Origin of the sequence: Olleya aquimaris (assembly GCF_003259525.1) — a bacterium.
GTDB lineage: Bacteria > Bacteroidota > Bacteroidia > Flavobacteriales > Flavobacteriaceae > Olleya > Olleya aquimaris.
In genome coordinates this window covers 470047-482889 of the sequence record NZ_QLLO01000001.1, presented here as the reverse complement: position 1 = coordinate 482889, position 12843 = coordinate 470047, and the positions used below count along the sequence as shown (strand labels likewise).

At 33.5% G+C, this 12843-nt stretch carries 7 protein-coding genes; 4 read left to right on the top strand and 3 right to left on the bottom strand.

The window, feature by feature from the left end:
* Positions 1–14: 14 nt before the first annotated feature.
* From pgmB to LY08_RS02225, 3 genes are all read right to left on the bottom strand, one after another.
* Positions 15–671: a beta-phosphoglucomutase gene (gene pgmB / locus LY08_RS02235; RefSeq protein WP_111658805.1), complete on the bottom strand. Its 657-nt coding sequence runs from the start codon at positions 669–671 to the stop codon at positions 15–17.
* A gap of 3 nt (positions 672–674) precedes the next feature.
* Positions 675–2192 (bottom strand): MFS transporter, encoded by a 1518-nt coding sequence (locus LY08_RS02230; RefSeq protein WP_111658804.1) that lies wholly within the window; start codon positions 2190–2192, stop codon positions 675–677.
* A 132-nt stretch (positions 2193–2324) separates the two neighbouring features.
* A complete protein-coding gene (locus LY08_RS02225; RefSeq protein WP_111658803.1) occupies positions 2325–3365 on the bottom strand; it encodes a LacI family DNA-binding transcriptional regulator in 1041 nt (346 codons plus the stop codon).
* A 269-nt stretch (positions 3366–3634) separates the two neighbouring features.
* Between LY08_RS02225 and LY08_RS02220 the strand changes: the two genes are divergently transcribed.
* The 4 genes from LY08_RS02220 to LY08_RS02205 all read left to right on the top strand — a co-directional run bounded on the left by LY08_RS02220 (position 3635) and on the right by LY08_RS02205 (position 12807).
* Positions 3635–6544 carry a SusC/RagA family TonB-linked outer membrane protein gene (locus tag LY08_RS02220; RefSeq protein WP_111658802.1) on the top strand — a complete coding sequence of 970 codons (2910 nt, stop codon included), beginning with the start codon at positions 3635–3637 and terminating at the stop codon, positions 6542–6544.
* 15 nt (positions 6545–6559) lie between these two features.
* Positions 6560–8446: a RagB/SusD family nutrient uptake outer membrane protein gene (locus tag LY08_RS02215; protein ID WP_111658801.1), complete on the top strand. Its 1887-nt coding sequence runs from the start codon at positions 6560–6562 to the stop codon at positions 8444–8446.
* Positions 8447–8458: 12 nt separating this feature from the next.
* Positions 8459–9799: a SusE domain-containing protein gene (locus LY08_RS02210; protein WP_111658800.1), complete on the top strand. Its 1341-nt coding sequence runs from the start codon at positions 8459–8461 to the stop codon at positions 9797–9799.
* A 74-nt stretch (positions 9800–9873) separates the two neighbouring features.
* Positions 9874–12807 (top strand): alpha-amylase family glycosyl hydrolase, encoded by a 2934-nt coding sequence (locus LY08_RS02205; protein WP_111658799.1) that lies wholly within the window; start codon positions 9874–9876, stop codon positions 12805–12807.
* Positions 12808–12843 lie beyond the last annotated feature (36 nt).

Below are 12843 nucleotides of genomic sequence, written 5' to 3'. Positions count from 1 at the left end.
GTGTGACATTCAATTTATTTGTTTATTAATTTGTCGATGAAGCTGTTATCAATTTCAGTAAAATCTGAAAATATATAATCTGCTTCATGTAATACGTCTTTTTCGCCAATTCCAATAGAAATCATATTTGCAGTATTTGCAGCTTGTACTCCTGCTACAGAATCTTCAAACACAATACAATCTTCTGGTTTCATATTTAAATGTTGTGCAGCAATTAAAAACACCTCTGGATCTGGTTTTGCTTTGCTTACATCGTTACCATCTACAATAGCATCAAACTTTGAAAGCAAGTTGACTTTATCTAAAATTGGTCGTGCATTTTTACTAGCAGAACCTAAAGAAATTGGTTGCTTCTTTTCTATTAAATAATCTAATACTCTTGGTACATCTGGTAAAATTTCTTGATCAGTCATTTTGGCTATGAAGCTTAAATACTCGTCATTTTTTTTACCCATTAACGAAGCAAACAATTCCTCAGAAATGGTTTTGTTACCCCATTCTAATATTTTTTCTAACGATTTTACTCGGCTAACACCTTTTAGTTGTTCGTTTTGCTCATGTGTAAAATCTATATCAATACTTTTTGCAAGGTTTTGCCAAGCTAAAAAGTGATATTTTGCAGTGTCTACAATGACACCATCTAAATCGAATATGAATCCTTTTTTAGTCATTTATTATTCTTGTTTATCATTAACGGTTAACGATAAAATTCCTGCTAAAATCATCGATGCACCTCCAACAATTAATGCGTATACTGGTTGGTTATTAAAAAATTTGGAAACCAAAAACCCTAAAATGGATGCAGCAACTAATTGTGGAATTACTATAAAGAAATTAAACACACCCATATAATAACCCATCTTATTTGCTGGTAAGGAACCAGATAACATCGCGTAAGGCACAGATAAAATACTTGCCCATGCAATACCAACGCCTATCATAGGTAACCACTCAATCATAAAAGTGGATGGCTCTGAAATGAAATAAATGGAAATTAAACCAAAACCTCCTAATACTAAGGCTACAAAGTGAGTAAATTTTCTACTAGTCTTTTTTGCTAAAAGTGGTAATAAAAAAGCAACTGCTGCTGCGACCAAATTATAATTTGCAAACATGGCACCTACCTGGTTAGCACCAAGATTATAGGCACTAGATGTAGTATCTGTCGTTCCATAAATATGTTGGGTTACAGCTCCTGTGGTATAAATCCACATAGAAAATAGTGCAAACCACGAAAAGAATTGCACCCATGCTAATTGTTTCATGACTTTAGGCATGGTTTGAAAGTCATTCATAATGGTAACAAACCCATTTTTAAAATGATGCTTAGTTTGCATAATTCCTGAAATAATTAATGCTACACCAGCAAGTGTAATTAAACCTAAGGTTAGCACATATAAGTCTTTTTTTAACTCAAAATGATATACAGCATAGGTAGCTATTAACCCTAAAAGTGTTGCAATAGCACCATAAGTTAAATGAGCTTTTCCATTTTGAATGTACCAAGATTCTAAGTGTTCTTCTATAGGTTTTTGAGTCTCTTCATTATTTTCGAATGCTGCCATTTCTTCTGGCGAATACTCTTTGGATTTAAAAACCGTCCATAAAACAGCTATTAAAAAAGCAATACCACCAATGTAAAATGAATACTTTACAGTATCTGGTATTACACCTTCTGGCGCAGTGTTAGAAATCCCGATATAGGCCATAAACTCAGGAAGTCTAGAAGCTACATAGGCACCAATACCAATAAAAAAGCTTTGCATTGCAAAACCTTTGGTTAATTGATGGTCTGGAAGATTATCTCCAACAAAAGCTCTAAATGGTTCCATTGAAATATTAATAGAAGCATCCATAATCCAAAGCATTCCTGCAGCAATCCAAAGCACTGGAGAATTAGGCATTAAAAATAATGCAAGAGAAGCCAATATAGCTCCAACCAAGAAAAACGGTCGTCGTCTTCCTAATTTTGAATGCCATGTTCTGTCGCTAAAATAACCAACAATTGGTTGTACAATAAGACCTGTAAGTGGCGCTGCAACCCAAAGAATTGGAATATCCTCTACATTAGCACCTAAGGTTTGAAATATCCTACTAACATTGGCGTTTTGGAGCGCAAAGCCCATTTGGATTCCTAGAAAACCGAAACTCATATTCCAAATTTCCCAAAAACCTAGCGTGCGTTTTTTCATAATAGTATGTTGTTAGTTTATACTATTTGATAAGCGAAAAAACTTATCAAAACTAAATTACCTGAGAAGTAAAAATATAAGTTTTGATTGCCGTAAAGATATAAAAGTTTTTAAATGGTCAATGTTAAATTTTTATTTTGTGGATGCGCGTTCTATCAATTCGGTTTCAATAACTACTGTTTCGTAGGTATCTTCTTCATCTTCACGCTCTAAATTATTAATTAATAATTCTGCTGCTTTTTCACCAATTTTTTGACCATGTTGACTGACTGTTGTCAATGTTGGAACTGCATGTTTAGACAATACACCATCTGTAAAACCAATAATCTGAACATCTTCAGGCATGTTTAAACCAAGTTTTCTGGCTACTTTCATTGCAGTAATGGCGTATAGTTCGTTTACTGCAAATATTCCGTCAAGTTTTTTGTTTTTCTGAAATAAGATTTCAATTTCTTTTTCAAGGGAATCTAAATGGTCTTCGGATAACAACTCGTCGTCAACCTTTAATATTAAACTTGCTTTAGGATTTATTTTATAATTTTCTAAAGCTTCTAAATAGCCTTGTGTTCTATATTTACCGACACTTACATAATCCTTTGTAGTAATAATAGCTATGTGTTTACAACCGTTTTCTATTAATTTACTTACTGCTTTTTTTGCTCCTTCAGCATCATCAACAATAACTTTATCGCATTTAATTTCGTTAACCACACGATCAAACATTACTATTGGCATTCCTTGGTTTATAGTTTCGGTAAAATGGTGGTAATCTTGTTGTTGCAGGGTTTCTTTAGCAATAGATAATATAAAACCGTCAATACTACCATTGGCTAGCATTTCCATATTAATAACCTCTTTAGAAAACGATTCGTTAGACAACCCAACAATTACATTATATCCTCTTTTATTAGCTACTGCTTCAATACCACTAATGACTTTAGAGAAAAAATGGTGTACAATTTCTGGGATAATTATACCTATAGTTTTAGTCTTTCGGTTTTTAAGACTCAGTGCAATATTGTTAGGTCTATAGTTGTATAACTTAGCAAACGCTTGAACTTTTTGACGTGTATCCTCGCTAATCTCTATACTATTTCTTAGGGCTTTAGACACAGTTGAAATAGACACATCTAACTCTCTTGCAATTTGTTTAAGTGTGATTTTCTTTTTCATAAGCTAATAAAAAAGCAAATCTAACATTTTAGATTTGATAATTATAAGGTGTTAAAATTATTAGTTTGAAAGCGATATGCTTTATTGAATGATGATTATTCATTATTTTTATGCTGTTTAAGATAAATATGCAAAAAGTTTTCAACACGAAAACGTTTTCGCTACTTATTATATAAGGCCCAACAGAATTTTAACATATATTTTATATAGATTTATCATCGAGAAGTAAAAATATACATTTATAATTTAAACTAACTTAATATTATTGTATGAAAACAATTTTTAAAAGGCTGCTTTTAGCTTTACTGTTTATACCAACTGTTATGCTTGCACAAACAACAGTTTCTGGAACAGTTACAGAACAAGCAACCGCCTTACCAATACCAACGGTAAATGTTGTTGTAAAAAACACAACCAAAGGTACTGCTACAGATTTTGATGGTAATTATTCAATTGACGTAAACAATGGAGATGTATTAGTATTCTCATATATTGGGTATTTAACTCAAGAGGTCACTTACACTGGACAGTCTAGAATAGATGTTTCTTTAGCAGAAGATGCTGCGTTACTAGATGAGATTGTCGTTATTGGTTATGGAGGTGTTAAAAAAGAAGATTTAACAGGAACAACAGATTTATTAACTAGTGAAGACTTTAACAAAGGTCCAATTGTATCTGCTCAATCGCTTATTAGTGGTAAAGTAGCTGGTGTTAATGTTACTTCTGGAAGTGGAGCTCCTGGTGACGGTCAAAGTATTAATATACGTGGTGCTGGATCGTTATCTTTAACTACTCAACCACTTTATGTAGTTGACGGAATACCATTAGATAATGGTGGAGTTGGTGGATCTAGAAACCCATTAAACTTTATTAACCCTAACGATATTGAAACTTTTGTTGTTTTAAAAGACGCCTCTTCAACTGCAATTTATGGATCTAGAGCAGCAAATGGTGTTATTTTAATTACTACTAAAAAAGGAAAAAATAAAGACTTTAAATTTAATATTAGTTCTCAAACTACAGTATACAGTCCTGTAGATGAAATTGATGTGCTTTCAGCTAATCAATTTAGAGAGTTAATTAACGATATTGGTACGCCTGCACAAATTGCGCTTTTAGGAGATGCAAATACAAACTGGCAAAATGAAATTTATACTACTGCTTTTGGACAAGATCATAACTTTAGCGCATTAGGTAATGCTTTTGGTGTGCCAATGAGAGCCTCTTTAGGTTACTCTGAGCATGGAGGTATATTAGATGGTGACAACTTAAAACGTACAACTGGTTCTGTTAGCTTAACGCCTACTTTCCTTGAAGACCATTTAAACGTAGAGTTGAATGCTAGAGCTATGTATACAGAAAACACTTTTGCAGATAGAGGTGCAATAGGTAGTGCTGTTGGATTTGATCCTACACAAGCTATCTATGACCCTAACTCGCAATACGGAGGTTACTTTGCATGGTTAGATAGTGGTACTGGAAACCAAAATAACTTAGCGCCAACAAATCCATTAGCTCTTTTAAATTTAATTGATGATACTGCAGAAGTAAGACGTTTTGTAGGAAACGCTAAATTTGATTATAAAATTCATGGTTTTGAAGACTTAACTGCTACTGTTAATGTAGGTTTTGACACCTCTAATAGTCATGGTAGAAGAATTACTTCAGAATTTATTCCTACATCTGATGCTACATTTAATGGTTCTAGAACTAGCTATGTACAAAATTCAGACAATAAAGTTTTTGATGCTTACTTAACTTACAAAAAGTCATTTAACGATGTACACAACTTAACAGTAGCTGGTGGTTATGCATACCAATCTTTTGAGTTTGACAACTTTAGTAATGATAGTGAAGCGCAAGAGGATGGTAATCAATTTGAATTTATAGACAAATCTAAAAATGTATTACTATCTTATTTTGGAAGAGCAAATTACGATTATGATGGTAAATATTATTTAACAGCCACTTTAAGAGCTGATGCGTCTTCTAAATTAAATCCAGATGACCGCTGGGGAATTTTCCCTTCAGTTGCTGCTGCATGGAGTATTCATAAAGAAGATTTTATGCAAGATTCTTTCTTTAACGAGCTTAAACTACGTGTTGGTTATGGAGAAGTTGGAAACGTTAATGGCTTAGGAGATTATCAATTCTTAACGCGTTATAACGGTAGTACAGATACTGCTAACTATCAATTTGGAAGTGGGTTTTTCCAAACATACAGACCAGAACCAATTAATAAAGATTTACGTTGGGAGATTGGAAGAACATTTAACTTAGGTTTAGATTATGCATTTCTTGACAGACGTATTTCTGGATCTATTAATGCTTATGTAAAAGAAACTAATGACCTTATAGCAAGCTCTTTAGTAGACCCTTTTACAAACTTTGGTAACAGAATTAACGCTAATATTGGTAACATGGAAAACAAAGGATTAGAATTTAATCTAAATGTTATTCCTGTAAAAACAGATGATTTTGAATGGTCTGTAAATTATAATGTAGCGTTTAATGATAATAAAATTACTAAACTATCTGTTGACCAACCTCAAGGTGGTATTTCTACTGGTGTTGGTAATACTGTTCAGGTACACAGAGAAGGAGAATCTGCTAATAGCTTCTATGTATTCCAACAAGTATATGATGCTTCTGGAAAACCTTTAGAAGGTGTATTTGTTGATAGAAATGGAGATAATATTATTAATGATGAAGACAAATACATTAAAGAAGATCCATTTGGAGATATTTTAATGGGCTTCAATACTAACGTTAGTTACAAAAACTGGGACTTCTCTTTACAATCAAGAGCAAGCTTAGGAAACTACATGTATAACGATGTTGAAGCAAATAGAGGTGTCTTAGTCAATGCTACTAATAATAATATTTTATCTAATATTCATGCAGACTACTATAATAGTGGGTTTACTGTAATTAGTGACAGAACAGCTTTAAGTGATCATTTTATTCAAGAGGCATCGTTCTTTAAAATTGACAATATAACTTTAGGCTATACATTAGACAAAGTAAAAAATACCACGTTTAGATTCTATGGATCTTTACAAAACGTGTTAACAATAACAGATTATAATGGATTAGATCCAGAAATTAATTTAGGAATTGATAATAATTTTTATCCAAGACCTAGATCTTTCGTAATGGGTGTAAACATTGATTTTTAATTAAAAAAAAGAAAAATGAAAAAAGAACTCAAACATTTAATTGCAATCATGGTACTGTTTTTAGGATTAGTATCATGTCATGACGATTTAAATCAATCACCGATTGATCCAGATAGTTTTACAGAAGAAGATGTGTTTGCCAATGCTACCGAGGCTAAAGGTGCACTTGCAAAATTGTATGCAAGTTTAGCACTAACAGGACAACAAGGTCCAGCAGGTCAGGCAGATATAGCAGATATTGACGAAGGGTTTTCTCAATTTTCACGTATGTTATTTAACTTAAACGAGTTAACTACAGATCATGCGGTTGTAGGATGGGGAGATGCAGGTTTACCTGATTTACATGGACAATACTGGTCAGGAAGCAATGACTTTACCGAAGCAATGTATTATAGATTAGCACAAGAAGTATCTTTTTGTAATTCTTTTATAGAAAATGCTAGTGCTTTATCTGAAGCAGAAGTACAATTTTATATTGCAGAAGCTAGATTTTTACGTGCATATGCCTATTACAATTTAATGGATCTGTATGGTAGAGTACCTTTAGTAACAGAAGTAACAACAGAATTACCTACTCAAGCCTCAAGAACAGAATTATTTAATTTTGTTGAGTCAGAATTGTTAGCCATTCAAAACGATTTAAAACCAAGTGGTTCTAATGAATATGGTCGTGTAGACCAAGTTGCTGCTTGGGCATTATTATCTAAATTATACTTAAATGCAGAAGTTTGGACAGGTACACCTCGTTACACAGATTGTGTAACGTATTCTAGTAATGTAATGAACTCTACTTATAGCATTAACATGAATGACGCAAATGGAAACGGTACTGCTTATGACGAATTATTCCTAGCAGATAACGACACAAATGGCGCTCAAAACGAATTTATTTTTGCTTTAAATTTTGATGGTCTTAGATCTCAAACTTATGGTGGTACAACATTTTTAGTACATGCTGCAATTGGTGGATCTATGAATGCTACAGAATTTGGTGTTAATGGTGGTTGGGGAGGCCTAAGAACCACTAAAAATTTAGTTGAAAAATTTGCAACAGATATTAATGAGTTAAACAATGCTTTAGGAACTCAATCTGATTGGGGAATTGTAGGAGATGGTACACCAAATGGATGGGGAGGACCTGATACAGAAATGTTTCAAACTGCAAGTAACCAATATGCACTTTACGCTGACTTAACAGATGGTTTCTTAAAATTTAGATTCAATGAAGATTGGGGAAATAACTATGGAGATAATGGTAATGATGGTACATTAGAACCTGGAGGAGATAATATTCCTGTGACAGCTGGAACGTACTATATTACTTTAGATTTAAATGCATTAACCTACAGTATTACTCCTTTTTCTGCAGACAGTAGAGGGATGTTTTATTCAGATGGACAAAACTTAGAGATTGAAAGTATTCCTCCTTTTGAAAATGGATATGCAGTAACTAAATTTAAGAATATTGACAGCAACGGGATGCAAGGAAGCGATTCAGCTGGAGATTTTGTTGACACAGACTTACCTTTAATCCGTTTAGCAGAAATTTATTTAAACTATGCAGAAGCTACAGTAAGAGGTGGCGGAGGTGATTTAAATTTAGCTGCAACAAAGATTAATGAATTACTAGAAAGAGCTACTGGTGGGACTTCTGCCAATATTACAAGTGGAGACATTACATTAGATTTTATAATTGACGAAAGATCTAAAGAATTGTATTGGGAAGGACAAAGACGTACAGATTTAATTCGTTACGATTATTTTACAACTAGTGCTTACTTATGGCCATTTAAAGGAAATGAGCCAGCAGGTACATCTGTAGCAAGTTTCAGAAATATATTTCCATTACCAACTAGTATTATTACAGTTAACCCAAACCTTTCTCAAAACGAAGGGTATTAATAACTTATTACAATGAAAAAATTAATTAATAATTCTATCTACTTATTAGGACTTTTATTAGTCCTTGTAAGTTGTGATGACAAAGAATTAGTAACTTTAAATGCAGATGCTAATACTGTTTTAAGTGTGTCTAATCAAACACTTGTTTTAACAGAAGAGCTAGCAGACACAGAAGTACTTACATTAAGCTGGACAGATCCAGATTACGGATTTGATGCTGCAGCAAATTATAAAATACAAATAGATTTTACTGGAGGTGACTTTAGTGCACCTCAGTCTATTTCTGCAGGATCAGATTTATCAAAAGTATTATTAGGACAAGAGTTAAACGCTAAACTTTTATCTCTTGGGATTGTTCCTAATACTGCTACAGATATTGATTTTAGAATCCAAACAACACTTAGCCCAAATACAGTTATGTATTCTGATGCTAAAACTATTAACATTACTGCGTATTCATCTTTATTAGATTTATCTACAAACCTTGGTGTTGTAGGTAGTGGTACTCCTGGAGGATGGGATGCTGGTTCAGATAGACCAATTTTAGACATTCCATTTTATACAACTAGTACGACTAACCAGTATGTTGCTTATGCAACATTAAGAACTGGTGAAATTAAATTTAGAAAAGATAACCTTTGGACAGAAAACTTTGGTGACGATGGTAATGATGGTACATTAGAAGCAAATGGGGCTAACATTGCAGTTACTGCTGGTAGTTATAAAATTACAGTAATGACTGACGATTCTGCAACACCATTAAGCTACACAATGGAACCGTTTTCATGGGGACTTGTTGGAGATGGAACACCAAATGGATGGAACGGTCCAGATACACCATTAACATATAACTCTTACCAAGATAATTTTAAAGCAGCAGTAACACTTACTGATGGCGAAATGAAATTTAGATTTAATAACGATTGGGGAGTAAACTTTGGAGATGATGGCCTTGATGGAACCCTAGAAGGTGGTGGAGCTAATATCCCAGTATCTGCTGGACATTATATTGTTACGCTAGACCTTAACACACAGACTTATGAATTAGAAGCTACAGATGTTTGGGGATTAGTAGGAGATGCTGCACCAAACGGATGGGATGGACCAAACCTTAAGTTTTTACCAGATTTTGGTATTAATGAAGGATTTTATTACATCAATGGTGTGACATTAACTAACGGTGAAATTAAAGTACGCCAGAATGATGCTTGGGGACTTAATTATGGAGATGATGGTAATGACGGAATCATGGAGCAAAATGGTGCTAACATACCAGTTACAGCTGGCACCTATAATATTGTTTTTGATTTCTCTGGGGCTTCACCTATGATTTCACTAAACGAGTGGCAATAATAAATTATTGAAATAATTTAAAAGTCTGCATTTATGATACTTCATGTGCAGACTTTTTATTTAAAAAAATAAAAATGAAAAGATTTTTACTCAGCTTATGCTTGTTACTGCCTTTAATTGGGTTGTCTCAAGTAACAACTAATCCAGATCCAATTTTAATTGATCAACCTGTTACAATTACTGTAGACGTAACTGCAACAACATGTAATAGCATTGTAAACCCTACAAAAGTTTATGCACATTTAGGTGTTGGAGACGACACTAATGAATATGGTATAAAAGTCGTTGGAAATTGGGGACAAGATGATGGTATTGGTGAAATGACTAATAACGGAGATGGTACATGGAGTATCACCTTTACACCAAACACCTACTTTAACCTAACAGCAGCTGAAGAAGCTAATGTGACTAAAATGGGAATGGTTTTTAGAAATCCAGATGGTACTCAAGAATTAAAACTTGATAATGGTGGATGTCAAAACTTTGTATTTAATGTTGGTGCTTTTCAAGTAACAATGATTAACCCTGAGTCTAATGGAACTATTGGAGTAAATAATAATTCTGGAACTCAAATTCTAGCTCAAAACACAAATGGTAATGCTACTTATGTGTTAAAAGCTAATGGTTCTGTAGTTAACACATCTACTACTACTTTTTATAGCTATTTCTTTCCAAACATTACAGAAAACAAGTATTGCGAATTAGAAGTCACTCAAGGTGGTTCTATGGTTACAAAAAAATTCACTATTCTAGTTAATGACACCCAAACAGCAGCTATGCCTGCAAACATGGAAAATGGTATTAACTACACTAGTAATACTTCTGCAACATTAGTGTTAGAGGCACCTTATAAAGATTATGTTTATGTAGCAGGAAGTTTTAATAACTGGACGCCTACAGCAAGTCATGCCATGAAAAAGGATCCAACTTCTGGAAAATTTTGGGTTGAAGTTACAGGTTTAACTCCAGGACAAATAGAAACTTATCAATATTGGGTTGGAGCACAATCTCCTGTTACAGACTCACCTCGTGTTGTTAAAGTTGCAGATCCATTTTCAACTTTAGTATTATCTCCTTTTGATGATCCATGGATACCTGCGTCTTCATATCCTAATTTACCAACATATCCAGCAGGACAGGAAAGAGAAGTTACCGTTTTACAAACGGGTCAAACACCGTATAACTGGCAAGTAACTAACTTCCAAAAACCTAAAAAAGAAGATTTAGTTATTTACGAAGTATTAATTAGAGATTTTGATAAAAACACAGATGGTGGAAGAAACTTTCAACATTTAATAGATCGTATAGATTACTTTAAAAATCTAAATGTTAATGCTATACAATTGATGCCAATTATGGAATTTGAAGGTAATGAAAGTTGGGGTTACAACACCTCTTTTCATATGGCTTTAGATAAATATTATGGTACCGAAGATAAGTTTAAAGAATTTGTTGACCTATGTCACCAAAACGGTATAGCTGTTATATTGGATGTTGCTTTAAACCATGCTTTCGGTAGAAACCCAATGGTACGCATGTGGATGAATGATCCTGATGGTGATGGTTGGGGAGAACCAAGTAGCGAAAACCCTTATTTTAACGAAGTTGCACAACACAGTTATAGCGTTGGTTCAGATTTTAATCATACAGAACAATATGATGCACCAACACCTGAAGCCACTACAACAAACCCAATTACTAATTACTACGTAGAGCGTGTTATAAAACATTGGATTGAAGAGTTTAAAATTGATGGATTCCGTTGGGATTTAACCAAAGGATTTACCCAAAAAGCAGAAACTGGTGACGCAGCTACCAATAGCTACCAATCAGATCGTGTAAATATATTAAAAGCATATGCAGATTACTCTTGGAGTTTAGACCCAGACCACTATGTAATTTTTGAGCATTTAGGAGGTAATCAAGAAGAAAAAGAATGGGCAGATTATAGAGTTGGTGAAGGAAAAGGTATCATGCTTTGGGGAAAAATGACAGACCCTTACAACCAATTAACAATGGGTTATGCTTCAGGAAGTAATATTAACGGAATGGGACACAACAGCAGAAGTTTTATTGCTCCAAGATTAGTTGGATACCCAGAAAGTCATGATGAAGAACGTTTAATGTACAGAAATCTTCAATTTGGTAACAGTACAAACACATCACATGATGTCACCAATTTAAATACTGCTATTAAAAGAATGTCTCCAATGGGAGCAGTTTCTTTAACTATTCCAGGTCCTAAAATGATTTGGCATTTTGGAGAATTAGGTATGGAAAATTCCATTTTTACTTGTAATAATGGAACTGTTAACGAACCTGGTGGTGCAGATGGCGATTGTAAGTTAGACACCAAACCACAACCACAATGGGATAATAGTTGGCTGACAGATGTTAACAGAAGTCAAGTTTATAATGACTGGTCTAGACTTAACGATTTAAAAATTAACGAACCTGTTTTTGAAGGTGACTATGTAATTAACAATAGTACCAATCCAAATGTAGATACGTTAACTCCTAGAATTTACATTTTTGATAATACAATTCCAGCAAACGAATTACGTAATGTAGTAATCCTAGCTAATTTTGATGTGGTAACACAAAACATCACACCAGACTTTCCTTATACAGGAACTTGGTACGATTTAATGGACGAAACTAATAGTACATCAATTAATGTATCTAGTACTTCAGCACAGATTAGTATTCCTCCTGGTGAATTTAGAATCTATGGTAACGCTGTACCACAAAGTTTAAGTAATGAAGAATTTGATGTCGTTCAAGGTTTTAAATTACATCCAAATCCAGCGTCAACTTCGTTTTCTTTAACTACTAAAATGAAACATGTACAAATAATTGACGTTTCAGGTAAGTTAATAACAGAATATAAAGGAGATTTTGAAGCAGGTCATCAGTTTAATATCGAAAGTCTTTCAGAAGGTCTTTATTTAATTAAACTTGAAGATGATTTAGGACAAACCAAAACATCCAAATTAATTAAATTATAAATGTTAAAAAAGCTTCAGTTAAACTGAAGCTTTTTT